The sequence below is a fragment of the Stenotrophomonas sp. PvP093 genome, assembly GCF_017876915.1.
Lineage (GTDB): Bacteria > Pseudomonadota > Gammaproteobacteria > Xanthomonadales > Xanthomonadaceae > Stenotrophomonas > Stenotrophomonas muris.
Map to the genome: position 1 here is coordinate 2,148,836 of NZ_JAGIOX010000004.1, position 24,601 is coordinate 2,173,436.

26 protein-coding genes are annotated in these 24,601 nt (G+C 68.1%); 15 read left to right on the plus strand and 11 right to left on the minus strand.

What is annotated here, in order from left to right:
• Positions 1 to 3: 3 nt before the first annotated feature.
• Positions 4 to 480 carry a MerC domain-containing protein gene (locus tag J3A72_RS12425; RefSeq protein ID WP_075076997.1) on the minus strand — a complete coding sequence of 159 codons (477 nt, stop codon included), beginning with the start codon at positions 478 to 480 and terminating at the stop codon, positions 4 to 6.
• Positions 481 to 512: 32 nt separating this feature from the next.
• Here J3A72_RS12425 and J3A72_RS12430 point away from each other — a divergent pair, with 32 nt between their 5' ends.
• From J3A72_RS12430 to J3A72_RS12465, 8 genes are all read left to right on the plus strand, one after another.
• Positions 513 to 1,046 (plus strand): DUF2796 domain-containing protein, encoded by a 534-nt coding sequence (locus tag J3A72_RS12430; protein WP_075076996.1) that lies wholly within the window; start codon positions 513 to 515, stop codon positions 1,044 to 1,046.
• Positions 1,043 to 1,738, plus strand: coding sequence for an ATP-binding cassette domain-containing protein (locus tag J3A72_RS12435; protein ID WP_075076995.1), 696 nt, complete (start codon positions 1,043 to 1,045; stop codon positions 1,736 to 1,738). Before J3A72_RS12430 ends, J3A72_RS12435 begins: the two co-directional genes overlap by 4 nt.
• Positions 1,731 to 2,984: an ABC transporter permease gene (locus J3A72_RS12440; protein ID WP_075076994.1), complete on the plus strand. Its 1,254-nt coding sequence runs from the start codon at positions 1,731 to 1,733 to the stop codon at positions 2,982 to 2,984. The genes J3A72_RS12435 and J3A72_RS12440 overlap by 8 nt, the downstream gene beginning before the upstream one ends.
• Before the next feature lie 2 nt (positions 2,985 to 2,986).
• Positions 2,987 to 3,538: a DUF3299 domain-containing protein gene (locus J3A72_RS12445; RefSeq protein WP_075076993.1), complete on the plus strand. Its 552-nt coding sequence runs from the start codon at positions 2,987 to 2,989 to the stop codon at positions 3,536 to 3,538.
• Positions 3,528 to 4,145, plus strand: a complete 618-nt coding sequence (locus J3A72_RS12450; protein ID WP_046430871.1) for a DUF3299 domain-containing protein — start codon at positions 3,528 to 3,530, stop codon at positions 4,143 to 4,145. The genes J3A72_RS12445 and J3A72_RS12450 overlap by 11 nt, the downstream gene beginning before the upstream one ends.
• Complete coding sequence (locus J3A72_RS12455; RefSeq protein ID WP_075076992.1) at positions 4,145 to 4,891, plus strand: hypothetical protein; 747 nt, start codon at positions 4,145 to 4,147, stop codon at positions 4,889 to 4,891. Before J3A72_RS12450 ends, J3A72_RS12455 begins: the two co-directional genes overlap by 1 nt.
• 150 nt (positions 4,892 to 5,041) lie before the next feature.
• The gene (locus J3A72_RS12460; protein WP_075076991.1) at positions 5,042 to 6,574 is read left to right on the plus strand and encodes an MFS transporter; all 1,533 of its coding nucleotides are present in this window, start codon (positions 5,042 to 5,044) and stop codon (positions 6,572 to 6,574) included.
• Between the two features lie 4 nt (positions 6,575 to 6,578).
• Positions 6,579 to 7,136, plus strand: a complete 558-nt coding sequence (locus J3A72_RS12465; RefSeq protein ID WP_032962647.1) for a TetR family transcriptional regulator — start codon at positions 6,579 to 6,581, stop codon at positions 7,134 to 7,136.
• Between the two features lie 317 nt (positions 7,137 to 7,453).
• Here J3A72_RS12465 and J3A72_RS12470 read toward each other — a convergent pair whose 3' ends face one another.
• Positions 7,454 to 8,335, minus strand: coding sequence for an AraC family transcriptional regulator (locus tag J3A72_RS12470; protein ID WP_075076990.1), 882 nt, complete (start codon positions 8,333 to 8,335; stop codon positions 7,454 to 7,456).
• A gap of 106 nt (positions 8,336 to 8,441) precedes the next feature.
• Here J3A72_RS12470 and J3A72_RS12475 point away from each other — a divergent pair, with 106 nt between their 5' ends.
• A complete protein-coding gene (locus J3A72_RS12475; protein ID WP_075076989.1) occupies positions 8,442 to 8,978 on the plus strand; it encodes a peroxidase-related enzyme in 537 nt (178 codons plus the stop codon).
• Positions 8,979 to 9,017: 39 nt separating this feature from the next.
• Here the strand turns inward: J3A72_RS12475 and fdhD are convergent, their stop codons facing one another.
• Positions 9,018 to 9,866: a formate dehydrogenase accessory sulfurtransferase FdhD gene (fdhD, locus tag J3A72_RS12480; RefSeq protein WP_075076988.1), complete on the minus strand. Its 849-nt coding sequence runs from the start codon at positions 9,864 to 9,866 to the stop codon at positions 9,018 to 9,020.
• 244 nt (positions 9,867 to 10,110) lie between these two features.
• Between fdhD and J3A72_RS12485 the strand changes: the two genes are divergently transcribed.
• Positions 10,111 to 12,396 carry an FdhF/YdeP family oxidoreductase gene (locus tag J3A72_RS12485; RefSeq protein WP_209572024.1) on the plus strand — a complete coding sequence of 762 codons (2,286 nt, stop codon included), beginning with the start codon at positions 10,111 to 10,113 and terminating at the stop codon, positions 12,394 to 12,396.
• A 481-nt stretch (positions 12,397 to 12,877) separates the two neighbouring features.
• A complete protein-coding gene (locus J3A72_RS12490) occupies positions 12,878 to 13,417 on the plus strand; it encodes a DUF411 domain-containing protein (RefSeq protein WP_080469301.1) in 540 nt (179 codons plus the stop codon).
• A 116-nt stretch (positions 13,418 to 13,533) separates the two neighbouring features.
• Here the strand turns inward: J3A72_RS12490 and blaL1 are convergent, their stop codons facing one another.
• Positions 13,534 to 14,403 (minus strand): L1 family subclass B3 metallo-beta-lactamase, encoded by an 870-nt coding sequence (blaL1, locus tag J3A72_RS12495; protein WP_075076986.1) that lies wholly within the window; start codon positions 14,401 to 14,403, stop codon positions 13,534 to 13,536.
• 203 nt (positions 14,404 to 14,606) lie between these two features.
• Between blaL1 and J3A72_RS12500 the strand changes: the two genes are divergently transcribed.
• Positions 14,607 to 14,873 (plus strand): hypothetical protein, encoded by a 267-nt coding sequence (locus tag J3A72_RS12500; RefSeq protein WP_014647303.1) that lies wholly within the window; start codon positions 14,607 to 14,609, stop codon positions 14,871 to 14,873.
• A 9-nt stretch (positions 14,874 to 14,882) separates the two neighbouring features.
• Positions 14,883 to 16,061, plus strand: coding sequence for a low temperature requirement protein A (locus J3A72_RS12505; RefSeq protein ID WP_046430856.1), 1,179 nt, complete (start codon positions 14,883 to 14,885; stop codon positions 16,059 to 16,061).
• Here the strand turns inward: J3A72_RS12505 and J3A72_RS12510 are convergent.
• Genes J3A72_RS12510 through J3A72_RS12520 form a run of 3 tightly spaced genes read right to left on the minus strand, consistent with a single transcriptional unit; the run spans position 16,058 to position 20,199 of the window.
• Complete coding sequence (locus J3A72_RS12510) at positions 16,058 to 17,485, minus strand: hypothetical protein (protein ID WP_140222848.1); 1,428 nt, start codon at positions 17,483 to 17,485, stop codon at positions 16,058 to 16,060. The genes J3A72_RS12505 and J3A72_RS12510 overlap by 4 nt on opposite strands.
• A 16-nt stretch (positions 17,486 to 17,501) precedes the next feature.
• Positions 17,502 to 18,989, minus strand: a complete 1,488-nt coding sequence (locus J3A72_RS12515; protein WP_075076983.1) for a DUF6384 family protein — start codon at positions 18,987 to 18,989, stop codon at positions 17,502 to 17,504.
• A 13-nt stretch (positions 18,990 to 19,002) separates the two neighbouring features.
• Positions 19,003 to 20,199 carry a cell surface protein gene (locus J3A72_RS12520; protein ID WP_075076982.1) on the minus strand — a complete coding sequence of 399 codons (1,197 nt, stop codon included), beginning with the start codon at positions 20,197 to 20,199 and terminating at the stop codon, positions 19,003 to 19,005.
• A 303-nt stretch (positions 20,200 to 20,502) separates the two neighbouring features.
• Between J3A72_RS12520 and J3A72_RS12525 the strand changes: the two genes are divergently transcribed.
• Together J3A72_RS12525 and J3A72_RS12530 are read left to right on the plus strand one after the other, a co-directional pair.
• A complete protein-coding gene (locus J3A72_RS12525; protein ID WP_075076981.1) occupies positions 20,503 to 20,937 on the plus strand; it encodes an EamA family transporter in 435 nt (144 codons plus the stop codon).
• Positions 20,938 to 20,968: 31 nt separating this feature from the next.
• Positions 20,969 to 21,361: a DUF3224 domain-containing protein gene (locus tag J3A72_RS12530; protein ID WP_075076980.1), complete on the plus strand. Its 393-nt coding sequence runs from the start codon at positions 20,969 to 20,971 to the stop codon at positions 21,359 to 21,361.
• Here the strand turns inward: J3A72_RS12530 and J3A72_RS12535 are convergent.
• The 4 genes from J3A72_RS12535 to J3A72_RS12550 form a co-directional block, all read right to left on the minus strand.
• Positions 21,358 to 21,873 (minus strand): DUF1697 domain-containing protein, encoded by a 516-nt coding sequence (locus tag J3A72_RS12535; protein ID WP_075076979.1) that lies wholly within the window; start codon positions 21,871 to 21,873, stop codon positions 21,358 to 21,360. The genes J3A72_RS12530 and J3A72_RS12535 overlap by 4 nt on opposite strands.
• Positions 21,870 to 22,511, minus strand: coding sequence for a response regulator (locus J3A72_RS12540; protein WP_075076978.1), 642 nt, complete (start codon positions 22,509 to 22,511; stop codon positions 21,870 to 21,872). The genes J3A72_RS12535 and J3A72_RS12540 overlap by 4 nt, the downstream gene beginning before the upstream one ends.
• A complete protein-coding gene (locus J3A72_RS12545; protein WP_075077016.1) occupies positions 22,504 to 23,559 on the minus strand; it encodes an ATP-binding protein in 1,056 nt (351 codons plus the stop codon). The genes J3A72_RS12540 and J3A72_RS12545 overlap by 8 nt, the downstream gene beginning before the upstream one ends.
• A 294-nt stretch (positions 23,560 to 23,853) precedes the next feature.
• Positions 23,854 to 24,591: an MgtC/SapB family protein gene (locus J3A72_RS12550; protein ID WP_075076977.1), complete on the minus strand. Its 738-nt coding sequence runs from the start codon at positions 24,589 to 24,591 to the stop codon at positions 23,854 to 23,856.
• Between the last annotated feature and the right edge of the window lie 10 nt (positions 24,592 to 24,601).

Here is a 24,601-nt window from a genome sequence, read left to right on the forward strand (position 1 = left end):
GCACTACCGGCGGTTGTGCAGCGCGCGGCGGTTGCCGATGTGCGCGCATGCCAGCAGCACGCCACCACCAGCTGTCGCCACGCCATGCCAGAGCAGTGATTCCTTCAGCGGCAGGTATAGCGAGGCCGACAACAGCGGGAGGGCGCCGACGCAGGCCAGCCTTGCAGGTCGCCAGCGCCCATGCCGGTGAACCCCGGCCAAGGTGCTCGCCAAGGCCAGCGACGACGCCAGCAGCGCAAACAGCCATTCCCAGCGCGACATCATCAGCAGAAACGTCATCGCGCCATGGGCGGGATGCTGGAACGAGCGCAGCGCCATCATCGCGGCCGGCACGAAGGCCAGCAGCAGGGGCAGGGCGATGCAATGGGCGGCGCAGGCCAGGGACAGCCAGGCCCCGGCTAGATCGAAGCGGGGGTGCCAGCGTGCCGAAGCTGGCGGCTGGGCCAGGGCCCTTGCAGGCGTCGCGGGGATGTGGTCCATAATGTTACATAGTAACAATTGGAGTCTCTCCCATGAAGCGTTCTGCTGCTCTTTTCCTGCTGCTGGCTGCCAGCGCTGCACAGGCCCATGATGTCCGCCAGCCCGGTGCGCACGTACACGGCCAGGCCACCGTTGATCTTGCGCTTGACCAGCAGACGCTGGAATTCGCCCTGCAGGCGCCCGGCATCGGCATCCTTGATTTCGAGCGGCCGCCGGCCAATGCAGCCGAGCAGGCCGCGCTGGCGCGTGCGACTGCGCTGCTGCAGGGCGGCAGCTGGGTCACCTTGCCCACCGCCGCGGGCTGCCGCCTTATCGCGAACGATGCCAGGGCCGAGGGCTTCGATGCGATGGCTGCCGCGCCGCCGCCCGGTCAGCATCGCCACGCAGGGTTCAGCGCAACGCTGCGGTACCAGTGCACCAAGCCTGCCGGGTTGCGGGCCATCGTCGTGCGCCTGCCCGCAGTATTCCCGGGCCTGCACGAAGTGATCGTCAACAGCACCACCGCCCATGGCCAGAACCGCAGCGTGTTGACTGCGGACAATCTGCGCGTGGTGCTGGCACCGTGAGCATGCGACCGGTGATCGTGCTGGATGGCGTGCAGTTCGGCTATGGCCGGCGGCTGGTGCTGGACGTGCCGCGGCTATGGATCGAGCAGGGCAGCAGCGTGCTGCTGCGCGGAATCAGTGGCGGTGGCAAGAGCACGCTGCTGGGCCTGCTGGCGGGCGTGCTGCTGCCCGGCAAGGGCCGCATCGAGGTCGCCGGCCACGCGCTGCAGGCGATGCGTGGTGCCGCGCGGGACCGCTTCCGCGCCGACCACCTGGGCGTGATCTTCCAGCAGTTCAACCTGCTGCCGTTTCTCAGCGTGCGCGACAACATCGCACTGGGCCTGCGCTTCTCGCGCCTGCGCAGTGCGCGCATCAGCGGGCCGTTGAATGCCGAGATCGCGCGACTGCTGCAGGCCCTGCAGCTGGACCCCGGGCTGATGCAGCGCCGCGCCGGCACGCTCAGCGTCGGCCAGCAACAACGCGTGGCGGCGGCACGCGCGCTGATCGGCCGCCCGGCGTTGCTGCTGGCTGATGAGCCGACCTCGGCGCTCGACCGCGACGCGGCGACCGCGTTCCTGAAGCTGATGTCGGCGCAATGCGAGGCGGCCGGCACCACGGTGCTGGTGGTCAGCCATGACGACAGCCTGCAGCCGTTGTTCGACCGCACGATCGTCTTGTCGGAGATCAACCAGGCAGGTGCCGACCATGCTTGAGCTTGCATGGGCCAGCCTGCGCAGCCGCGCGTTGAGCGTGGGCCTGACCGTGCTGGTCATCACCCTCAGCGTGGTGCTGTTGCTGGGTGTCGAGCGTGTGCGCACGCAGGCGCACGAAGGCTTCGCCAGCACGGTGTCGGGCACGGACCTGATTGTCGGTGCGCGTTCGGGGCCGGTGAACCTGCTGCTGTACGCGGTGTTCCATATCGGTGACCCCACCAACAACGTGTCCTGGCAGTCCTACCAGGCGCTGTCCGCAATGCCGCAGGTGAAGTGGGCGGTGCCGCTGTCGCTGGGCGATTCCTGGCGCGGCTACCGGGTAGTGGGTACCACTGGCGGCTACTTTGAACACTATCGTTATGGTTCCGGTCATGCGCTTGCCTTTGCACAGGGGCGGCCCTTTGATGATCTGTATGACGCGGTGATCGGCGCGGAGGTGGTACGCGCGCAGAAGGTCGGCCTCGGCGACGAGATCGTGCTGGCGCACGGCACCGGCGCGGTGACGCTGGCCACGCATGCCGACAAGCCGTTCCGGGTCTCCGGCATCCTGCAGCGCAGCGGCACGCCGGTGGATTCGTCGCTGCTGGTCTCGCTGCCGGCGATCGAGGCCATCCACGTCGACTGGCGCTCGGGTGTGCAGCTGCGCAGCCAGAGCGTCAGTGCCGAGCAGGCGCGCCACCTCGATCTGACCCCGACCAGCATCACCGCTTTCATGCTCGGCCTTAACTCGCGCATCGCCACCTTTTCGGTGCAGCGCAGGATCAACGAGTATCCCGAAGAGGCGATGCTGGCGATCCTGCCCGGGGTGACGCTGCAGCAGCTGTGGCAGTCGCTGGGCACGGCCGAGCGCGCCCTGCAGCTGATCAGCGCGTTGGTGGTGTTGCTGGGCATGGTCTCGCTGGTGGCGTTGCTGGTCTCGACGCTGCAGCAGCGGCGGCGCGAGATGGCGATCCTGCGTGCGACCGGCGCGCGGCCGGGTTACATCGCCGGCCTGCTGGTAGTGGAAGCGGTGGCGACCAGTGCCGTGGCCTGCGTGCTGGCGTTGGCGCTGCTGGTGGCCGCCAGCATGGCCGGACGCGGCTGGGCCCTGGCCACGTTCGGCCTGTCCATCACCCATGTCTGGCCGGATGGCCGCGAGCTGGCCTGGGTGGCGGGTGTGTTGGCGATCAGCGCGGTGGCCGGGCTGGTGCCGGCGTTGCTGGCCTACCGGCGCACCTTGGCCGATGGCCTGTCGCCGGGAGGCTGAGCATGCGCTGGATGCTGTCATTGCCGATGGTGCTGGCGCTGGCAGCCTGCGAGCGGCCGGTGGATACCGCTGTGCAGGCGTTGCCACCTCCGCCGGTTGTCGACCACGCTGGCGCTGCGGATGCGGCGGAGCAGGAACTGGACTGGTTGCAGATGATGCCCAAGGACGAGCTGGCCGCGCTGGAGCGCGGAGAGGGCCCGGAGGTGGAGCACAACGGCAACCGGCGCATGCCGCAGTTCGGCACGTTCCGTACCGTGGATACGGTGCTGCAGCGTCCGGTGCGCCTGCCCGGCTACGTGGTGCCGCTGGCCACTGCGCAGGACGGGCGCCTGACCGAATTCCTGTTCGTGCCGTACTACGGCGCCTGCATCCACGTACCACCGCCGCCACCGAACCAGATCGTGCACGTGGTGCTGCCGCGCCCGATCGCCATGCCGGACATGTACTCGCCGTTCTTCCTGGCCGGCACCCTGCGTGACGAGCGGCTGGATGATGATCTGGCCGGTTCCGCCTACACCATGCGCGATGCCCAGCTGAGGCCCTATGAACCGTAGCGCTGTGTTGCTGCTTGGATGCGTCTGGTTGGCAGGCTGCACGTCACCGGGCGGTGATGCCGTGGTGGCCACGCCGCGCGACAAGCCGTTGCCCTCCGCCGCGCCCGAAACGCCTATCGACCGCTGGGACGCGCTGCGGCCGGACGAAGTGACCTATCAGCGCCCGCCCCCGCAGATCGGCTTGTCACGCAATGGCATGGACGGGGTGGGCGGCCTGATCGACGACACCGGCTCGGGCACGCCACCGGGGCAGGAAATCGACCATTCCAGCCCGGATCGCGCCAAGCAGTTCGGCTCTTCGCGCGTGGTCGACGCTGTCGACGGTCGCGCGGTGGATCTGGATGGCTACGTGGTACCGCTGGGCACCAATGATGCCGGCCTGGTCGATGAGCTGCTGTTCGTGCCGTTCTACGGTGCGTGCATCCACGTGCCGCCGCCGCCACCGAACCAGATCATCCATGTGACCCTGGCCACGCCGATCGCGCTGGGCGATCTTTGGGACCCGTACCGGTTGGCCGGCCGCCTGCAGGTGAAGCGCTTCGATGCGGACATTGCCAGCGCGTCCTACGATGCCGCAGCGGCCACGCTGACGGCGATCCACGACTGATGCGCATGCGCTGGATCCTGGCTGCCGGGGTGCTGGTGAGCGCAGTCGTGCTGCTGGTGTGGTGGCAGCGGCAGCGCGCACCCACCGCGCCGCCGTTGGTCGCGTTTCCAGCACCGGCGTCCGACGCCAGCCAGCGCATCGAACAGCGTTTGGGTGACGACCACGCGTTCCGCAACGACGTGCTGTTCCTGCTTGCGGCAACAGTGCGCGACCGCTGCCAGCCAGCGCAGGCGGGGCTGCTGGCGCGCATGGCCAATCGTGCGTCGCTGCCGGTGCTGGCGGCGGTGAGTGCGGTGACCCAGCAGGATCCATCGCTGGACCGGCCGATCTACCAGTACATCCAGCACCGCGCCGACGCGACGCAGTGCGGCCATCCGCTGCAGATGCCGTTGACCGGTGGGCGCAGCATGGTGTTGGACATCGAACAGTACGCGCGCACCTTCCCGGACAGCTACTTCGACCCGCAGCGCAGCAGTGAACCCCGGGACTTTGGTGGACGGTCGTTGCAGCAGCGCGCTGGCAACGCCTGCAACAGCGTGGTGTATTCGGTGCTGCCGCTGGGTGGCACCGACTGGCGGTGCAGCAGCCTGCGCGCGAATGCCCGCGCGCGGGTGCGCGGCCTGTGCGAGGACGAGCTGCGGCGCCAGCACGGGGCAACGGGCGGGGAGCTGGACATGGCCGTGGGGCAGGGCATGCAGGCGGCGGTGGCAGCGGCGATTGCTGCGCTGCCGGAAGACTGCCGGTGATGATCCCGGACACCAGCCAAGACCCGGCATGAGGGGCACGGCAACATGAACATTGCCCGGACCGCAATCTGAGCCGCTGTCGCCGCCTTCATAACTATACAGGACATCCGGTATAGTTATGATCGTAATCCACCCCCATCAGGTTCTCCCATGGCTTTGTCCCAGCCCTTGGCCGGTGCTCCGGCCCTGTCGCGTGCCCGTCGCTGGGCACTGCTGTTCACTGTTGCCGCCGGCCTGCTGCTGGTCACGCTCGACAACTCCGTGCTCTACACCGCCCTGCCCACGCTGACCGAAGAACTCTCGGCCAGTGCCGGCCAGGCGCTGTGGATCATCAACGCCTATCCGCTGGTGATGGCCGGCCTGCTGCTGGGCGCGGGTACGCTGGGCGACCGCATCGGCCACCGCCGCATGTTCCTGATCGGCCTGGTGGTGTTCGGCGTGGCATCGTTGGCAGCGGCGTTCGCCGACACCGCAGGGCTGCTGATTGCCGCGCGCGCCTTGCTGGCGGTCGGCGCGGCCGCGATGATGCCGGCCACGCTGGCGCTGATCGGCCTGAGCTTCCACGAAGCGCGCGAACGCAACATCGCCATCGCGATCTGGGGTTCGGTGGCCATCGTCGGCGCGGCACTCGGCCCGATCATCGGTGGCTGGCTGCTGCAGCATTTCTGGTGGGGCTCGGTGTTCCTGATCAACGTGCCGGTGGTGGTGGTCGCGTTCGTGGCCACGCTGCTGCTGGCACCGGAAGGCCAGCGCGACACCTCGCGACCGTGGGACCTGATTTCGTCGCTGCTGGCTCTGGCTGCACTGTCCGGCCTGGTGCTGGCGATCAAGTCACTGATCGCTACGCCGCCGTCGTATGCGCTGGGTGCAGGCGCGCTGCTGCTGGCCGCCATCAGTGGTGCGGCGTTCGCGCGCCGCCAGCAGCAGCTGCCGTACCCGCTGCTGGACTTCGCGATCTTCCGCAATCCGGCGTTCCTGGCCGGCACGTTGTCGGCGGTGTTCACCCTGTTTGCGATGGCCGGCCTGCAGCTGGTCACCACCCAGCGCTTCCAGCTGGTGGCGGGCCTTTCGCCGCTGCAGGCGGGCCTGCTGGTGTCGGTGGCCGCGCTGGGCAGCCTGCCCAGTGCGCTGCTGGGCGGCAGCATCCTGCACCGGGTGGGCCTGCGCCCGCTGATCTGTGGCGGCCTGGCCGCAGGTGCGCTGGGTGTCGGCGTGGTGGCATTCGGCTTCCCGCACGGCCTCGGCTGGGTGGTCGCCGGCATGGCGATCACCGGCTTCGGCATGGGTTCGGCCATCTCGGTGGCGTCCACCGCCATCCTCAACAACGTACCGGCGCACCGTGCGGGCATGGCCTCGTCGGTGGAAGAGGTGTCCTACGAGTTCGGCGGCCTGCTGGCGGTGGCGATGCTGGGCAGCTTGAGCGCGGCGATGTATGGCGCATTCCTGCCGGTCTCGGCCGACATGCCCGCGCTTGCACGGGAAGGCTTCACCCAGGCGCTGCACGTGGCACGTGAAAGCGGGCAGGGCGAGTGGTTCGCACTGGCCACGGCCGCGTATGACCGCGGCTACCAGATCGTGCTGCTGGTGATCACGGTGGTGCTGGCGCTGGGCGCGTCGATCATCGCGCGCCTGCTGCGCGGGCGCGTCGGCAGCCGCGAGGGTGCGGCCGATCGCGTAAAATGACGCGATGAGAACCAGCAAGCGCGACCGCATCCTCGACGCCGCCGTCAACGTGATCAATCGTGATGGCGTGCGCGCAGTGACCTTCGAGTCGGTGGCGGCCGAGGCCAAGCTGACCCGCGGCGGCCTGCTGTACCACTTCCCGTCGCGCGAGGCGCTGCTGCGCGGCATCGACGAGCACCTGGTGCAGGCCTGGGAGACGTCGATGGAAACGCTGCTGGGCAAGCGTGCAGACGAAGCCTCGGCGCTGGAGCGTTACCAGACCTTCGTGCGCGTCTCGGCGCAGAGCGCTACCCGTGCCGAGCTGATGTTCATGCTCGAATCGGCCGACCCGGACGCCGATGAGCGCCCGTGGGGGCCGGCGGTACGGCGTTGGGCGCCGTTGCCGCCGTCGACCGGGCAGAGCGACCCGGCCGCGCTCGACAATTTCGTGGCACGGCTGGCCGCCGACGGCCTGTGGATCTACGAGGCGATGTACGAGGGGCAGCTGGATGAAAGCGTGCGCGCCCAGGTGGCCGAACGGATCGCCGGGCTGCTGGCGAAGCCCGATGGAACGTCCAGTTGAGCGGGCAGCCGGCGCGCCGACTTCGCCCGTGGTAGAGCCGACCGCCGGTCGGCTGTCCTTCGGTCAGGCCACGGAAATGCCGCTTCGATCGCCCGTGGTAGAGCCGACCGCTGGTCGGCTGCTCTTCGGTCAGGCCACGGAAATGCCGCTTCGATCGTCCGTGGTAGAGCCGACCGCTGGTCGGCTGCTCTTCGGTCAGATCACGAAAATGCCGCATCGGTAGAGTCGATCGTTAGTCGACTGCCCTTCGGTCGGACAACGAAAATCCCGCGCGTCGCGCGATAGTCGACCAGCGGTCGACTCTACCCCTCATCCATTTACCCAGCCTGCGCGGCGCCCGCGGCCAGCCACGCCCTCGGCGAAGCCCCCAACCGCTTGCGGAACGCCTTCGACAACGATGCGGTATCGGCAAACCCCACCTCGATCGCCACCTGCTTGACCGCCACGCCGGCCCTCAGCTGCGCGCAGGCCAGGCTCAGCCGCCAGTCCAGCAGGTAGCTGGCTGGCGTTGCCTGCATCACGTCCTTGAACACGGCCGCGAACGCGCTGCGCGACATGCCGGCGGTCGCGGCCATGCGCGGCAGCGTCCATTCGTCCTGCGGTGCCTGGTGCATCGCCACCAGCGTGCGTGCCAGCCGCGCATCGGACAGCCCCCGCATCAACCCGTGGCTGACGCCGGCTGCATCCGGGTGGTCGACCACCCAGCGCAGGATCTGGATCAGCGCCACCTCGAACAGGCGGTTGGTCAGCAGCCGTGACCCGCAGCGCTGGCGATCGGCTTCGGCGAACAGCAGCTGCAGGGTGTCATCTAGTTCGGTGATCGCGGCCAGCGGCACCACCATCACCGGTGGCAGCGACTGCACGATCGGATTGCGCGCGCCGCCATCGAAGTCCAGCGTGGCGCAGGTGAAATCCGGGCCATCCAGCGGTGCGTTGAAGAACACATGGTGCAGCGGCTGCGGATACAGCAGCAGGCTGGGTGTGTCGATCTTCAACCGGGGCAGCGCGATATCACCCCCGGGATGACGGACCTCCATTTCACCCTGGCGCAGGATGTGCAGGAAGGCACGACCGGGCTGCGGCTCGAAGACGTGGCGCCCGCACAGCGGACCACTGTGGAACAGCGCGGCCTGCACCCGGAAGCGTTCAAGCAGGGAGGAGAGGCGGTCGGGTGCGGAAGTGTCGGCGAACACGTTCATGGATGAATGGACAACATGTGTGGTTTATTGCGCCTGATTCGTCCGGGGAGTCTACCTAGGATGAGCGGGTCGTCCAATTCCGGGCGCTTTCCCAAGGAGATCCACCATGTCCCGTGTCCCACTGATCGATGCCGCCAACACCACCGCCGACCGTCAGGCCCTGCTGGGCCAGGTCCACGCCGCCTTCGGCGCCACCCCGGCCATGTTCCGCGCCGTGGCCAACTCGCCGGCTGCCCTGCAGAGCATGTGGGGTTCGTTCGGCGCGCTGGGCGGCGGTCGCGTGTCGCCGCTGCTGGGCGAGCAGATCGCCGTGGCCATCGCCAACCGCAACGCCTGCGAGTACTGCCTGGCCGCGCACACGGCATTGGGCCGCAAGGCCGGCGCCAGCGGTGAGCAGATGGCTGCCGCGCAGATCGGCCAGTCCAGCGACCCGGCCACTGCGGCGGCGCTCGACTTCGCGTTGAAGGTGGTCGAGCAGCGTGCGCAGATCGCCGACGGCGACGTGCAGGCGCTGCGCGCGGCCGGCTTCGATGATGAGCAGGTCGTCGAGATCCTCGCGCATGTGGCGCTCAACCTGTTCACCAACTACGTCAACGTGGCGTTCGACGTGCCGGTGGACTTCCCGAAGGTCGCGCTGCGCTGAGGCGTACCGGGCCGGGGGACGCAGTGCTCCCGGCCATCCTCAGCGGGCGTGGCCGTCGTGCGCCTGCAGCCGCTCTGGATGCGTATACACATTGAACCCGCTTTCCCGCGCGAACCCGACCAGGCACAGGCCGGCGCTGCGGGCCAGATCGATCGCCAGCGCGGTCGGCGCGGACACTGCCGCCAGCACGCTGGCGCCGGCGCGCACTGCCTTGCTCACCATCTCGTAGCTGGCCCGGCTGGAAATCACCAGCAGGCCGCCTTCGATGGCGTGTTCGTTGTGGTGCAGGGCGCCGATCAGCTTGTCCAGTGCATTGTGGCGGCCGACGTCCTCGCGTACCCAGCCGATGCGCCCACTGGCGTCGGCCCAGGCCGCGGCATGGATCGAGCCGCTTGCCGCATTCATCGGCTGGTGCTGCGCCAGGCTGGCCAACGCCCGCTGCAGGGCGGTGGCGGAATAGCTGCGGCGTTCGCGGATCTGCGGCAGTGGGCGCAGCACTTCTTCCAGCTGGCGCGTGCCGCACAGGCCACAGCCACCACGGCCGGGCAGCAGGCGCCCCTTGTCGGGGTCGAGGTTTGCGCCGGGCGCAGCCTCGTCCACGGTCATCTGCAGCTCGATGCCTTCCAGCTGTGGGTGGATATCGATCGACAGCAGCTGCGAGGGCGCGCTGATCAGGCCTTCGCTGAGCGAAAATCCGAGTGCGAAGTCCTCCAGATCACAGGGTGTGGCCATCATCACGGCAAAGGCGGCACCGTTGTAGCGCAGCGCCACCGGCACTTCCTCGGCCACCACGTCGACCTGCTGCTGTTGCGTGCCGCCGCACCAGCGCTGCAACGGGCGTTGGGCGGTGCCGGCAGGCGGGGTGTGCGGCGGGATCGAATCAGGCATGCAGCGCGTCCGGACAAGGGAGAAACGCGGGCGGGCCACCGCCTGCGGTTTCGAGGATAGCGCAGTGGTCGCGCGCAGACGCGGCTGTAACCGTTGCCATGGCAGGTTGTGCTGAAATCAGCCTGTGCCCTCTGGCGAAGCGCCGTGGGCCGTGCTTGACTGTGCGGCTGGTCGTGCCACTGAATGCACCGCCGGACCGCGTTGTGCCGTTCGTTGCTGCGTTCCTTCCGCCAGGTTCCCGAACATGTCCGAGCAGAAACCGCCGCGTTACAAGCCCTACAACCAGCCCGCCGGAGGCTGGGGTGCCGCCGGCGCCACGGCCAAGGTGCTGCTGCAGCAGAGTGTGATCGGCAAGGGATCGAAGGCATTGCTGGCGATGAACCAGCCCGGTGGCTTCAAGTGCCCCAGCTGCGCGTTCCCCGATGCCGACGAACGCAAGAAGCTGGAGTTCTGCGAGAACGGCGCGAAGGCACTGGCCTGGGAAGCCACCCAGTTCCGCGCCGGCCGCGAACTGTTCGCCCGGTACACCGTGACCGAACTGATGGCGCAGACCGACTACTGGCTGGAGATGCAGGGCCGGCTGACCGAGCCGATGCGCTACGACGCAGCCACCGACCACTACGTGCCGTGCAGCTGGGACGATGCCTTCGCGCTGATCGGCCGCCACCTGCAGGCGCTGGACAGCCCGCACCAGGCCGAGTTCTATACCTCCGGACGCACGCCCAACGAAGCGGCGTTTCTGTATTCGATCTTCGTGCGCGAGTTCGGCACCAATAATTTTCCGGACTGCTCGAACATGTGCCACGAGCCGACCAGCCGGGGCCTGCCGCCGGCCATCGGGGTGGGCAAGGGCACCATCGTGCTGCAGGACTTCGAGCACGCCGAGGCGATCTTCGTGATTGGCCAGAACACCGGCACCAATTCACCGCGGATGATGAGCAACCTGGTCGAGGCGCGCAAACGTGGCATTCCGATCGTGGCGGTCAACCCGATGCCCGAGCGTGCGCTGATCCGCTTCGCCGAGCCGCAGGACGTGGTGCAGATGGCCACGTTCGGTTCGACCGAGATCACCAGCGAGTTCGTGCATATCCGCATCGGCGGCGACCTGGCCCTGATCAAGGGCATGATGAAGGTGATGTTCGAGCGTGAGGCACAGGGCGAGCGCGTGCTCGACCATGATTTCCTGTCGGAACACACGGTGGGCCTGGAGGCGCTGCGCGAAGACGTGATGGCGCAGGACTGGGAGCAGATCGTGCAGGTGTCCGGCATTTCGCAGGCGCAGATCCGCCGCTGTGCGGAGATCTACATCCGTTCCAAGGCCACCGTGATCTGCTACGGCATGGGGCTGACCCAGCACCAGTACGGCTCGCGCCTGCTGCAGCAGGTCGCCAACCTGCTGTTGCTGCGTGGCAACTTCGGCAAGCCCGGCGCCGGCATCGGACCGATCCGTGGGCATTCCAATGTGCAGGGCGACCGCACCGTCGGCATCGACGAGAAGCCCAAGCCGGCCTATCTGGACCGCGTGCAGCAGGTGTTCGGTTTCGACCCGCCGCGTGAGCACGGCCATCACGTGGTCGAATCCATCGAGGCGATGCTGGACGGCAGCGCCAAGGTGTTCATCGGCCTGGGTGGCAACTTCATCCATGCCGTGCCCGATACGCCGCGTGCGTATGAGGCGATGCGCGGCCTGGAGCTCACCGTGGGCATCGCCACCAAGCTCAACCGCGGGCATCTGGTCCATGGCCGCGATGCACTGATCCTGCCGGTGGTGGCGCGCTCGGAACGCATCGTTACGCCGGCCGGCGAGCAGTTCGTCACCATCGAAGACGCGATGTCGAATGTCACCGCGTCGCGCGGGGTACTGGAGCCGGTCAGTGCCGAGGTGTTGCCCGAGGTAGAGATCGTCTGCCGGATGGCACTGGCCACGCTGCCGGACAGCAGGGTTGACTGGGCCGGCTGCATGCACGACTACGCGCCCATCCGCGAGCTGATTGCCGCGGTGTATCCGGAGATCTACACCGGCTTCAACGAGCGCATCCAGCAGCCACACGGTTTCCATCTGGACATTCCGCCGCGCCGCCAGGTGTGGCCCACGCCCAATGGCAAGGCCAACATCCTGGTGATGCCTGGCCTGGACGTGGACGATCCGGTGCACGATCCGGACATGCTGCGGTTGGCCACGGTACGCTCGCATGATCAGTACAACACCACCATCTACAGCTACAACGACCGCTATCGCGGCGTGTACAACGATCGCATGGTGCTGTTCATGAACATCGAGGACCGGCTGGCGCGCGGGCTGGAGAAGGAGGCGCTGGTCAGCCTGGAGACGATCAGCGGCGATGGCGTGCAGCGCCGCATCGAGGGCCTGACGGTGCTGGACTACCCGATGCCGCGCGGCGCGCTGGCCGGTTACTACCCGGAACTGAACCCGTTGCTGCCGCTGGACTACTACGACAGGATCAGCGGCACACCCGCAGCGAAGTCGATCCCGGTGCGGATGCGGGCAATGGCGGCGGCGATTGCGTGACGCGCATCGGCTATCATCGGCGGGTGAACCTGCCTGGCCTGCTGCTGCGATGGATGCTGCTCGTTGCCCTGGTGCTGAATGCACCGGCGCTGGCGCTTGCCTCGTCTTCGTACGGCGGGTCGGCCAACCAGGATCACTGCGCTCCACCGCACGCGGCTGCGCTGGCGGCAGCCGGCTGCTGCGATGATGCGGCCCGGGCGGCCTGCCAGAGCGGTGAGTGCGAATGCCCGCCGGCCTGCCTTGGCATGCTGGCCACGTTGAGTGGAACGCCCGCCTCGCCGTGGCGTGAGGCGCCTGTAGCTGCCCGTTCCCAGCAACGCGCATTGCCGCCGATGCCGGACCCGTTGCGTCCCCCCATCGTGTGATGTCCTGCAGGCGCTCAAGCGCCTGCCATGACTGTTCGGCTCTTTCTCGCCTCTGCCTGCGCCTTCGATGCGCGGGCGGCGGGCCGCGTTGCCCGCCTCAGCAAAGGAATCACTCAATGAACCGTTCTCTCTCCCTCGGCCTGCTGCTGGGCACCGTGCTGGCCACCACCGCCTGTGCACGTGCCGCCGAAGAATCCGCCGCCGCACCGGTCGCCAGCAAGGCTCCGGTGGCACCGATCCAGGCCAGCCCGGCCAAGGTCGATCCGGCCCTGCCGGTGGCCATCGTGCACAAGACCGCCAGCTGTGGCTGTTGCGGTATCTGGGTCGACCATCTGAAGGCCGCGGGCTTCCAGGTGGACGTGCGCGATACCGATGACATGAATCCGATCAAGGTCCGCCTGGGCGTGCCGGTCGGCAAGGCCTCCTGCCATACCGCCGAGATCGGCGGTTATGTGGTCGAAGGCCACATCCCGGCCGAGGACATCAAGCGACTGCTGGCCGAACTCCCGGCCGCACGCGGGCTGGTGCTGCCCGGCATGCCGGCCGGTTCGCCGGGCATGGAAATGCCGGATGGTTACGTGCAGCCGTACACCGTCGAGCTGGTGCGGACCGACGGCAGCACCGAGCCGTTTGCCCAGCACGGGCAGGGTGGCTGATGGAAGGCGGGTGCCGGTCGTCCTGACCGGCACCCTTCGACGCGTCTTGTGTAGGGCTGAGCCTATGCTCGGCTGTGTTTGGCCGGCAAGCCGAGCATGGGCTCGGCTCTACAGGATCAGCGTGCCGTGGCTGTTTCCCTGGCCAGCTGTGCGTCGAACTTCTTCTCGGCCGCATCCGCGTAGGCCTTGCAGGTCAGGGCGTTGGCTCCGGCCTCTGCACCCGCGGCATAGTTCCAGTTGCTGGCGCCCGGATGCGGCGTCAGCAGCAGGTCGCAGGGCAGGGCGCGCACCGTAGCGAAGCTGCGCCGGTAGTCCTCGACCAGGCGTGGATAACGGGCGTTGCCCTGCAGCTGGTAGCCCGGCGCACTCAGGCTGTCGGCGTAGGCGATGCGCACCGGCTGGCCATCGCGGGTATCGGTCCAGGTCCAGGCGGTGCTGCCTGGGGTGTGCCCCGGCATGAAGTGCGCGGTGAACGCGATGCCGCCTACGGTGACCCCTTCGCCATCCATGAGGATGCGGTCGGCGCTGGCCGGCGGAAAGGTGATGCTGTCGCCAAAGTGCAGGTCGTTGCTGCCGCCGCGCGCCAGCAGCACCGCCGATTCGGCGTTGGCCGCTACGCTGGCGCCGGTACGGCGCTTCAGCTCCGCCACCGGGCCGGCATGGTCGGCATGCGCATGGCTGAGCAGGATCAGCCGTAGATCCTGTGCTGCCACCCCGCGTGCCTTCATGTTGTCCAGCAGGTGACCGGCCATCTGCGGCATGCCGCCGTCGAGCAGTACCGCACCGTCGGCGGTCTGCACCAGCAGCGCGGTCAGGTCCTCGGTGCCGATCTGCCAGGTGTGGTCGGCAATCTGCAGCGGTGCCATCGGCTGCAGCCATGAGGCGTCCACGGTGTAGGCCTGCAGCTGCGGCAGCGGTGCGTCGGCGGCAGTCACATCAAAGGCAAGTGTGGCAGTCAGGGCAAGGGTCGTCAGGCAAAGGCGCATGGCGGAGAGGTGTCTGGGCAGGGTCGGATGAAACTAGCACGCGGGCGGGGCGGACCGTTTCGCGAATAATTCATGGCTGCAATAAGGTGCGCCGCAGCCTGCCCAGGGATTGTTCGCTGGCCATGGATTGTGAATCCACCTCCACGGGCTGGAGCGCAGAATCGGCCGGGGCTAGCCTGCTACCAGGCTCAAGGAGGTGGACCATGCACGTGCTCATGGTGATGCTGGGTGGCGTACTGCTGCTGGGGGTATTCGTGCTGTTTGGCCATCTCTGGAGCACGGGCACCTCGCAGCTGCCCACGGCGCTGATCGCCTTCATCGCCACCTGGCTGCTGGTGGCCGTGGCCAACATGTGGGTAGGGGTCAGCAAGGCCGGCTACGCGGTACGCGAGGAGCTGCCGATCCTGTTGCTGGTATTCGCCGTGCCGGCGCTACTTGCCGGTTTCCTGTACTGGCGCCTGGCGCGCTGAAGGAGTTCCATGAGTACCCGACTGCGCCTGCCCGCGCTGCGCCACCGCGATGGCCATCATGCCCGCGTGACCTACGAAGAACTGTTCTTCGACCTGGTCTACGTGTTTGCGGTCACCCAGCTCAGCCACCATCTGCTGCACCACCTGGACCTGGCCGGCGTGCTGCAGACCCTGGTGCTGTGGTTCGCGGTCTGGCTCGGCTGGCAGTACGCGTGCTGGGTCAGCAACTGGTTCGACCCGGAGGCGCCGCGCATCCGGGGCCTGATGTTCGCCACCATGCTGCTGGCGTTGTTGATGTCCTCGTCCATTCCCGAGGCGTTCGCCGATCGTGCGTGGATCTTCGCCGGGGCGTACGCCACGATGCAGGTCGGACGCACCGCGTTCGTGCTGCTGGAAGTCGGCCGCAACCATACGTTGGCGCCGAACTTCCGCCGCATGCTGGCCTGGGTCAGCGTGTCGGCCTGCTTCTGGCTGGCCGGCGCGGCGGCCGAGGGCCACCTGCGGCTGGCACTGTGGGCGATGGCGGCGGCCTGCGAATACATCTCGCCGATGTTCGGCTTCGCGTTCCCGGGCATGGGCCGGTCGCACACCCGCGACTGGACCATCGAGGGCGGTCACCTGGCCGAACGCTGCCAGCTGTTCGTCATCGTCGCACTGGGCGAGACGTTGCTGGCCACCGGGGGCGTGCTAAGCGATGTCGAGCACTGGAGCCTGCAGGTGATCTCGGCGGTGCTGGCCACCTTCGCTGGCACGATTGCCATGTGGTGGCTGTACTTCGGCATCTCCAGCCGCGATGCCACAGAGGCCATCACCCACGCCGAAGACCCGGGCCGGATGGGCGCCAATTTCCATTACGTGCATGCCCTGCTGATCGCCGGCATCATCGCCACCGCGGTGGGCAACGATCTGGTCATGGACCATCCGGCGGCGGCCGTCACCACGGTGTACGCCACGGTGATGGTGGCGGGCCCGCTGATCTATCTGCTGGGCAGTGCCCTGTACAAGCACGTGGTCTATGGGCGCGCGCCGCGCTCGCACCTGCTGGGCGCCGCCGCACTACTGATGCTGGGCCTGGTGTTGCCCTGGATGCACCTGCTGGCCGCCGGATGGCTGACCAGCCTGGTGCTGCTGGGCGTGGGGTTGCTGGATGCGCGGCTGAAGCGGCGCACCCGGCCGTTGCCGGGCTAGAACCCGCCGCCGGTCTTGAAGTCACCGCCGCCGCTGATACCACCGCCGCTGTGGAAGCTGCTGCCGCTGGAACTGGAGCTGGAGCTGGAGCTGGAGCTCGAACTGGAGCTCGAACCCGAGCCGGAACTGCTGGAACCGCCCGAAAGCAGGTCGAACAGGCCGCCAGAGGAGCGGGTGGTGCTTCGGCTGCTGGTGGTGCTGAAGAAGGATGCGGCGACGGTGGCCGGCGCGGCGGCCCGGTAGCTCGGCGCCTCGTAGGCCTGGCGCTCGATGTCTGCTGCCGCCTGGTAGCTCCTCCGCGCCGCCTGCAGGCTGTCCAAGCGCTTTTTCAGCACGGCCATTTCGCGGGTGTGCTCGCCTACCATCCCATCGATCTCGCCCAGGCGCAGGCGACTGCGATGGATGCGCTCGAGCACGGCATCGTCCTCGCCGGAGGCGGTGGCGGCCACGCGCCGGTACAGGTCGTCCATGCTCTTGGCCGACAGCGTGCGCGCCAGCGCGGTGAGCAGGGCGCTGCCTTCGGCATCGGTCCAACTGCGGAAGCCGTCGATCTGTGCCTGCTTGGCATCCACGGTCTGACGATGCAGCTGCTCGGCCAGCAGCGCCTGCGCTACTGCGCCCTGTGCCGTCTGCAGCTGCTGGCGCAGCGGGTCGCCACCGGCGCGGGCGAGGGCGGCATCGCGGGCCTGCTGTACCGGTTGGCGGGCCGCCTCCAGGTCGTCGCGGGCGCGTCGGGCATGTTCCTGCAGATAGGGCGGAAGCTCGACCAGCGTGGCGTACTCGCGACGGGCACGGTCAAAGCCGCACAGTTCGGCCAGCCAGCCGTCGACGGTGCGCACCAGTGGCCAGCCGCGGTAGGCCGTGCTGCCGTAGCTGCGCCGGTGCAGGTACATGAAGATCGGGTCGGCCTGATAGGCGCCGGCCTTGGCGTCATGCTCCGATTGGGCAGAGGAAGCCATGCGCTCGACCGTGTCGGCGCGTGCCACGGCCAGCTGCAGGTCGTCCTGCAGCACCCTGTAGGTGGGTTCCGCTTCCAGCGTGGTGTCCACCTGGTCCTGCAGGGCCTGCCAGCGTTCGCCGGCGGCGTCGCGTGCGGCAACGGCCTCCTGCGACCGCTGCTGCAAGGACTGCTCGATGTCCAGCAGCGCCTGCAGTTCGTCGTCCAGTACCGCCGCTTTGCGGTCACGGCGCTGCAGATCGGCGCTGGACTGCTGCAGCAGGTCCCGGGCCAGCATCGGCGGCGCATCGTTTGCGGCCTCGGCCTGCAGGCGCGCCAGGGCGTTGAAGTCGTCGCGGACCCGCCCGTGCAGCGCTTCCTGTTCCTTGATCAGCTCCCGGCACTGGTCGCCACGCGCGGCCAGTTGTGCCTGCACCTGGCCGATATCGGTTTCGACATCGGCAATCGCGTCGTTCAGGTCTCTCATGTCAGTTCCTTACCCATCACCATTGGGTGATGTAGCCACCGGTGGCGGGCATGCGGAACCGCGGCGACAGGCTGCCGCGCGGCTTGCTGCCGATCTGGTCGTCTTCGATGATGCCGTTGTCCTGCTTGTCGGCGGCAACCCGGTTGTAGGTGGCCTCGGGCACGCGTACGGCAAACACCGAGACCCGTTCCTCCTTGCCGGTTTCCTCGTTGCGGATCGGCAGTTCGGCAGCATTGCCGGCCTCGTCCAGCGCTTCGGTCACCAGATAGTAGTTGCGGCCACCATTGGCCTTCTCGTTGTAGCGCCAGACGCCGGTGCGTTCATCGTCACGGTTGACGATGCGGTAGACCAGGGTCTGCGACAGCAGCCCCACCAGCTGGCTGACCTCGTCCAGGGCCGGCCCGGCTTCGGCCAGCGTCTCGACCCGGATCAGGCGGGCGGCCTGCTCCAGCGCACGTTCGAAGCGCTTGCGGTCTTCGCCGGCGACACCGGTGGCGAGGCCGTCGGCCTTGAGCTGGGCCAACCGCTCGTTGAGCGCGGCCAGCGTGTCGGCGCTGCCGATCAGCTCCTTCAGGGTCGCTACCGCCTGGCCGGCCGCGGCGATGTCGCCCGCGCGCAGTGCCACGTCGCCGCCGGTGTAGGCGCGTGCGCGCGCCTGCTCTGCATCCGGCGCGAGGCGTGCCGCCTTTGCGGCGGCGTTGGTGGTATCCAGCAGCTCGCTGGCCTCGATCGCCTGGCCGAGAATGTTCACCCGCTCGGTCAGCGGCGGCAGGGTTTCCCTGGCATTCGCCAGCAGCTGCGCGGCGGCCTGCCGATGCTGCTCAACCTGCGCGGCCGCCTGCTCGCCGGTGGCACTGCCACCACTGCTGAGCCGGGTGAGCTTGTCCTTGCGCACAAGGGTCGGCTGTGCGGCCAGTGCGGCGGGAACCCCGGCGAAGCGCCGCTGTGCTTCGGCCAGCGCGGCCTGTGCGCCTTCGGCCAGTGGCTGCAGGCGCCCACCGCTGGCCGTGGCACGTGGCAGCAGCCCCTGCAGGGCCTGTTCCTGTGCCGCCAGCAGGGCGCGCGCTGCAGCAGCCTCCTGTTGCTGCGCGGCCACCTTGTCGTTCAGCACCTGCACGTTCTTCTGCACGTTGCTCTCGTGCACGAACGCTCCGAAGCTGCGCGCCATGACCAGCAGCATGCCGAGCACCAGCAGCAGGAAGGCCGCCAGCAGCGCCCACTTCAACAGGCGGGCCCGATCGATCCAGCGCCGCGCCAGCCACGCCTTCCAGCCACGCGGCGCGGTGTAGAGGTAGCGCTGCTCGCGCTGGGCCTGGATGCCGGCCTCAAGGATCTCGTCGGAGACCTCGATACCCTGCGAGCGGTACAGCTCAAGCAGGCGCTGCTTCAGCGTCGCCTTGTCGTGGCCGCTGTCGGCCAGCGCCTTCATTTCGGCGTTGCGGTAGCGCAGCTGGTCGACCACATCCATGGTCAGCAGCGCATCCTGCAGCTCGGCAGGGGCCATCGTCGCACTCACCTCAGCGCGGCTCCGGGCTCGGCGGCGCCTGCAGCAGGGCGGCGAAGCGCTGCTTGCCCTGTTCGACATACTCGGCGATCTCGGCCGAGTCGCGGGTCGCCTGGCCGCGCAGCTGCTCGATCTCCTGCAGCGAGGTCTCCTGGAAGCGCACCACCGCATCGACCAGCTTGCGCACCGAATCGACGCCGATGGTGGCGCCGTAGCCGGCCTTCAGGCCCTCGTGCAGCACGTCATCGCCGATGTTGGCCACCGCTTCCAGGCCCTTGGAGGTGCCCTCGGTCATCGCATTGAGCGCCTGCGTGGACTCATGCAGGCCCATCTGCGTGGTGAAGGCCAGGTTCAAGGCGGTGAAGCTGGTTTCATTGGTGGAGAAGAACACCACCGAGCGCTCGTTGACGCGGCGCTTGATCTCGTGCGACTGGTGCACGCGCAGCATGATCGCCTCGGAGGTGGCGTAATTCACCTGCAGGTTCTCGGCCAGGTCCTTGGCCAGCTGGTAGCGCGACTCCTCGGCCTGGTTGTTGCGCAGGGCCTCATCGCGGGCCATGACCAGGCGGCCGGTGTCGGCGGCATCGGCGGCCGGATCGGCCGACTCCACGCGCTGCTGCGCCTGCTTCAGCGCCTCGCGGGCATCGGCCAGCGCCTGCTCCTGCAGCTTCAAGAGCTCATGGGCCTGGATCTCGGCATCCTTGATCGACAGGCGGAAGTCGCCGTACATCTCCAGCACGCGCGACTCGCGCTGCAGCTGCTCGGCCGAATCGCGGCTGACTTCCAGAAATGTGCGGCGGATCTTCTCGAACCGGCTCGGGATGTCGCCGCGGGTGACCTTCATCCACAGGTTTTGCAGGCGCTCGCCCATGTCGATCCTGCCGTCGCGCACCTGTTCGACCATGGTGCTGGCATCGTCACGAATGCTGTCGAAGGCGCGGATGATCTCGGTATAGCGGTCGGACACCTTCGCCGAGCTGATTTCATCACGCATCACGGCATTGAAATGCCCGGACTGCTGCAGCACGCGGGCAATGGCCACCACGCGGCCCTGGTCAAGGGTGGACAGCTGCGAGACCAGCGCGATGGCCGGTGCGTTGTTGTCCTGGGGAGCGGCCAGGCCCAGGCTGCGCAGCGTGGCCATGGCGCGGTCGAGGTACTTGATCGGCGCGGTAGCAGCCGGCGTGGCAAGGAGGGTGTTCTCGGACATTTCGACGGCTCCGGTCAGGGCAGGCAATGAGGAACCTGCCGCGCGGAACGGGCAGGTTGCTGCGAAACGAAGGGGAAGGGGAGCGACAGCCGTGCGCTGCACGGCAGACGGGCCCGGTAAAGGGCCGACGGCCCGGTATGGGCGAGGGTGGTGTCCTGTTCAAGCATGGCGCATTCCCTGCAGATCGCCCCCCTGGCGATTCCGTCCCCATTGTAGCGGCGGTGATGGGCAGGTGAAGCCCCACCGATGGCAGGGTGGAGTAGCGTTGGCGCACGCTCATCGGTTCCGGCAAGCGAGGGCTTCGTGCAGAACGTACCGCAATGGTTGCTCTGGGCTGGACTGTCCGCCGTGTTCGCAGCGCTGACCGCGCTGTTCGCCAAGGTCGGCGTCAAGGGCGTCGACCCGGACCTGGCCATGGCCATCCGTACCCTGGTGGTGGCGGCGGTGATCCTGCCGCTGGTGATGGTCACCGGCAAATGGTCCAATCCATTGCTGCTGCCGGGGCGGACCCAGCTGTTCCTGGTGTTGTCGGCGCTGGCCACCGGTGCGTCGTGGCTGTTCTACTTCCGCGCACTACAGAGCGGTGAGCTGGCCAAGGTGGCCGTGGTGGACAAGTTCAGCGTGGTGCTGGTGATCGTGCTGGCCTATCTTCTGCTGGGCGAGCGGCCCAGCCTGCGGGAGTGGAGCGGCATCGGCCTGGTGCTGGCCGGGGTGATCGTGCTGGCCACGAAGAAGTAGCAGCGTTGAACCGACCAGAGGGGAGAGCAGGATGCAGGGCGAAGCACACGGTACGTTTGAAGTGGATCTGCGGCCGATCGGTGGCAATGATGGCCCGATTGCGGTGATGTCGATCAACAAGACCTTCGCCGGCGACCTGCACGGCAGCAGCGTCGGCCAGATGCTGGCCTTCCGCACGCCGGTGCAGGGCTCGGCCGGCTACGTGGCGATGGAGCGGGTAGCGGCCACGCTGGCCGGGCGCCAGGGTGGGTTCACCCTGCAGCACAACGGGTTGATGACCCGTGGCACGCCGCAGCTGAGCGTGGTGGTGGTGCCCGATTCGGGCAGTGAAGGACTGCTCGGCCTGAGCGGCACGCTGGAGATCACCATCAGCGAGGGCCGCCATGACTACCGGCTGGTCTACAGCCTGCCGGAAGAACCCTAGCGGAGTTCCGCTGCCATCGCCGCTAGCCTAGCGACGGTGTTGAGGTTGCGCGCCGTGCCCTGTGCCGAGCCGGGAATGCGCAGGCGCGAGTCGGCCATGCCGGCGCCGTAGTGGATGAAGATCTCGCGCGTGCCGAGTGCAAGCTGTTCGTCGCGCCGGCCGGTCACGCCATCAAGCGGGTCGGCAGGCAGGCTGCCGTCGAGGAACAGGGCGACCGCACGGTTGCCGACGGCCTGCGGAAACGGATTGCGTGCCACCACGCCTGCGATCTCGCTGGCCGAGCGCACCAGTACGCCTACCGGCTTGCCGGCATATTCCTGGAGCCGCTGGCCGAGGGCCTGGCGCACGCCCGCCTCGTCGAGCGAGCTGCGCAACACCACGTTGCCGCTGGCGATGTACGTGCGGACATCGGCGAAGCCTGCGTCCTCGCACATCGCCACCAGTTCGCGCATCGGCAGCCTGCCGGTGCCGCCGACGTTGACCGCGCGCAGCAAGGCGACGTGGATGTTCATGGCGTCCCCGCCTGCAGGCGGTCGTACATGCGCACCAGGTCGACCAGGGTGCGCGCGCCCATCTTGCGCATCACCTGTGCGCGGCGCACCTTCACCGTGATCTCACTGACGCCGAGGTCGCCGGCGATCTGCTTGTTGAGGCGGCCACGCACCACGCCATCGACCACCTCGCGCTCACCCGCGTTGAGCGTGTTCCAGCGCTGCTGCAGGGCATCGAGCGCCTCGCCGTCGCGGCGGCGCTGGCGGTCGATCTCGATGCCCTTGTGGATCGCATCCAGCAGTTCCTGGTCGCGAAAGGGCTTGGTCAGGAATTCGATGGCACCGTCCTTGATCGCGTTGACACCCATCGCGATGTCGCCGTGGCCGGTGATGAACACCACGGGGAGCTGCAGGCCATGGCTGCCCATCGTGCGATGGAATTCAAGACCGCTCTGGCCGGGCATGCGCACGTCCAGCACCAGGCAGGCCGGCGCGTCTTCCAGGTCGTGTTCGAGGAAGGCCTGGGTGGAGGCGAAGGCCCGCACCTGCTGGCCCATCGAGGCCAGCAGGTCTTCCAGCGCCGCGCGCACCGACGGATCGTCGTCGACCACATAGACAATGGGCGCCGGATCGGCGATGGGTGCAGTGGGCTTACGCATGGCGGACATCCGTGGCGACGGGCAGGTCGAAGACGAAGCAGGCACCGCCGCCTGCCGGTCGTTCGGCGCGGATCTGGCCGTCGTTGGCCTCGATCATGGAGCGGCTCAGGCTGAGGCCCAGCCCCAACCCGTGTGACTTGGTGGTCCAGAACGCGTCGAACACGCGCTCGGGATGCTCGGCGGGCAGGCCGACGCCACGATCGCGTACGCTGAGGCTGACCCGTTGGCCCTCACGCCGGGTCAGCAGCGACAGACGCCGGTCGCCTGCGGGTACGGCTTCCATTGCATCCACCGCATTGAGGATCAGGTTGCCGATCACCTGCTGCACCTGTACGCGATCGGCCTGCACCGGCGGCAGGTCGGCGTCCAGCAGCAGGGCCACGGCCACGCCATGCTGGTCCAGTTCGCTGCGCGACAACGCCAGCATTTCCTCCACCGCCTGGTTCAGGTCGAAGGCGCGCCGTTCCGGTGCCGCGCCCTGGGTCAGGCCGCGGATGCGGGCGATCACGTCACCGGCGCGGTGCGCGTCTGCCAGGATGCGGGCTACGGTCTGCCGGGCCTTGTCCACGTTCGGCGGGTCCTGCGCCAGCCAGCGTTGGCAGGCTTCGGCGCTGCTGGCGATGGCCGCCAGCGGCTGGTTCACTTCGTGGGCGATGGAGGTGGTCAGCTCGCCTACGGTGGAGGCGCGCGCTACCCGCAGCAGACGGCCCTGTGCTTCCTGCACGGCGGCCTTGGCCGCTTCCATGTTCAGGGCGAGGTAGGTGGTGATGCCGATCACCAGCATGCCGATCACCGAATTGACCAGGCCGATGCGGTAGGTGCCGAAGCGGGTCAGGAAGAAACTCAGCCCGGTCAGCGCGATGCAGGCGATGGCCAGCGTGATCAGGCCGCGGGCGGCCAGCACGCGCGATGCCGCGAGGATGACCGCTGCGTAGAAGCAGGCAGCAGCAACCGCGTAATCGGTGACGGTGTCGATCAGGAAGATCGCGGCCATCACGACGATCAGGGCCAGCAGCACCAGCGGGCGGCGGGGCGACAGCGATGGCATCGGGACGGCTCCCTGGCGTGGGGTGAAAGGATAGCAAAGCCGCCATCGGCAGATGCCGATCTTGGTCGGCAGGCTCTTTTGCTGTGGGTGCCGACCGTTGGTCGGCACAAGCCAGAACGATGCCTGGTAGTGCCGGCCGCTGGCCGGCAACTGCACGGTGTTGCCGGAGCTCATGAGGTTGCCGGCCAGCGGCCGGCACTACCGCAGGGATGGACACGGTCTCTGAAGGTTCTCTGCCGACCAAGGTCGGCACCTACCAAAGCGGTGCACGGTGTTGCCGGCCAGCGGCCGGCACTACTCCTCCAGGCTGGCGTTCCAGAATCCCTGCAGCACACCGGGCGTGGTCGCCAGCGTCGCAAGTACGGCGTCCAGTTCGCCGGCATCCACCGTGGTGGCATACAGCACCGCTTCGATCTCCACATCGCGCTCACCGAACGGGCGCTGGTCCACCGCGCGCACCGGGTACTGCGCCTGCTCAAGCAGCAGCAACAGCTGGTCCAGCACCTCGGCCTGCTGCTCGCGCTGGCAGACCACGTTGATCGCATAGGTCGCCTCGCTGAACGCTTCCGACAGCGGCTGCCGCTGGATGCGGTTCACCACCGGCCGCAGCAGGGTATTGGCGGCCAGCACGAACACCGCTGCGAGCACTGCTTCGGGCAGCAGCTTGATACCCGCGCAGGCTCCCACCGCTGCCGATCCCCACAGGGTGGCGGCGGTGTTCAGGCCGGACACCTGGGCGCCGTCCTTCATGATCGCGCCGGCGCCGAGGAAGCCGACGCCGGAGATCACATAGGCCACCACATGCAGCGGCGAGGGTGGTCCGCCGTACAGGTCATGGAAGCGCACCGCCAGATCGACGAACACTGCCGCACCCACCGCCACCAGCGTATTGGTACGCAGGCCGGCGGTGCGTTGCCGCAGCTGCCGCTCCAGGCCGATGACCGTGCCCAGCACGAATGCCACCGACAGGCTGATCAGCGAGCTGAGCGTGGCGCCGGCGTTGAACGCCGGCAGGTTCGGATTGATGTCCATTGCGTTTCTC

Coding starts and splice junctions, on each gene's coding strand:
- J3A72_RS12425 (WP_075076997.1), bottom strand. CDS start 480: ATGGACCACATCCCCGCGACGCCTGCAAGGGCCCTGGCCCAGCCGCCA.
- J3A72_RS12430 (WP_075076996.1), top strand. CDS start 513: ATGAAGCGTTCTGCTGCTCTTTTCCTGCTGCTGGCTGCCAGCGCTGCA.
- J3A72_RS12440 (WP_075076994.1), top strand. CDS start 1,731: ATGCTTGAGCTTGCATGGGCCAGCCTGCGCAGCCGCGCGTTGAGCGTG.
- J3A72_RS12445 (WP_075076993.1), top strand. CDS start 2,987: ATGCGCTGGATGCTGTCATTGCCGATGGTGCTGGCGCTGGCAGCCTGC.
- J3A72_RS12450 (WP_046430871.1), top strand. CDS start 3,528: ATGAACCGTAGCGCTGTGTTGCTGCTTGGATGCGTCTGGTTGGCAGGC.
- J3A72_RS12455 (WP_075076992.1), top strand. CDS start 4,145: ATGCGCATGCGCTGGATCCTGGCTGCCGGGGTGCTGGTGAGCGCAGTC.
- J3A72_RS12460 (WP_075076991.1), top strand. CDS start 5,042: ATGGCTTTGTCCCAGCCCTTGGCCGGTGCTCCGGCCCTGTCGCGTGCC.
- J3A72_RS12465 (WP_032962647.1), top strand. CDS start 6,579: ATGAGAACCAGCAAGCGCGACCGCATCCTCGACGCCGCCGTCAACGTG.
- J3A72_RS12470 (WP_075076990.1), bottom strand. CDS start 8,335: ATGAACGTGTTCGCCGACACTTCCGCACCCGACCGCCTCTCCTCCCTG.
- J3A72_RS12475 (WP_075076989.1), top strand. CDS start 8,442: ATGTCCCGTGTCCCACTGATCGATGCCGCCAACACCACCGCCGACCGT.
- fdhD (WP_075076988.1), bottom strand. CDS start 9,866: ATGCCTGATTCGATCCCGCCGCACACCCCGCCTGCCGGCACCGCCCAA.
- J3A72_RS12485 (WP_209572024.1), top strand. CDS start 10,111: ATGTCCGAGCAGAAACCGCCGCGTTACAAGCCCTACAACCAGCCCGCC.
- J3A72_RS12490 (WP_080469301.1), top strand. CDS start 12,878: ATGAACCGTTCTCTCTCCCTCGGCCTGCTGCTGGGCACCGTGCTGGCC.
- blaL1 (WP_075076986.1), bottom strand. CDS start 14,403: ATGCGCCTTTGCCTGACGACCCTTGCCCTGACTGCCACACTTGCCTTT.
- J3A72_RS12500 (WP_014647303.1), top strand. CDS start 14,607: ATGCACGTGCTCATGGTGATGCTGGGTGGCGTACTGCTGCTGGGGGTA.
- J3A72_RS12505 (WP_046430856.1), top strand. CDS start 14,883: ATGAGTACCCGACTGCGCCTGCCCGCGCTGCGCCACCGCGATGGCCAT.
- J3A72_RS12510 (WP_140222848.1), bottom strand. CDS start 17,485: ATGAGAGACCTGAACGACGCGATTGCCGATGTCGAAACCGATATCGGC.
- J3A72_RS12515 (WP_075076983.1), bottom strand. CDS start 18,989: ATGGCCCCTGCCGAGCTGCAGGATGCGCTGCTGACCATGGATGTGGTC.
- J3A72_RS12520 (WP_075076982.1), bottom strand. CDS start 20,199: ATGTCCGAGAACACCCTCCTTGCCACGCCGGCTGCTACCGCGCCGATC.
- J3A72_RS12530 (WP_075076980.1), top strand. CDS start 20,969: ATGCAGGGCGAAGCACACGGTACGTTTGAAGTGGATCTGCGGCCGATC.
- J3A72_RS12535 (WP_075076979.1), bottom strand. CDS start 21,873: ATGAACATCCACGTCGCCTTGCTGCGCGCGGTCAACGTCGGCGGCACC.
- J3A72_RS12540 (WP_075076978.1), bottom strand. CDS start 22,511: ATGCGTAAGCCCACTGCACCCATCGCCGATCCGGCGCCCATTGTCTAT.
- J3A72_RS12545 (WP_075077016.1), bottom strand. CDS start 23,559: ATGCCATCGCTGTCGCCCCGCCGCCCGCTGGTGCTGCTGGCCCTGATC.
- J3A72_RS12550 (WP_075076977.1), bottom strand. CDS start 24,591: ATGGACATCAATCCGAACCTGCCGGCGTTCAACGCCGGCGCCACGCTC.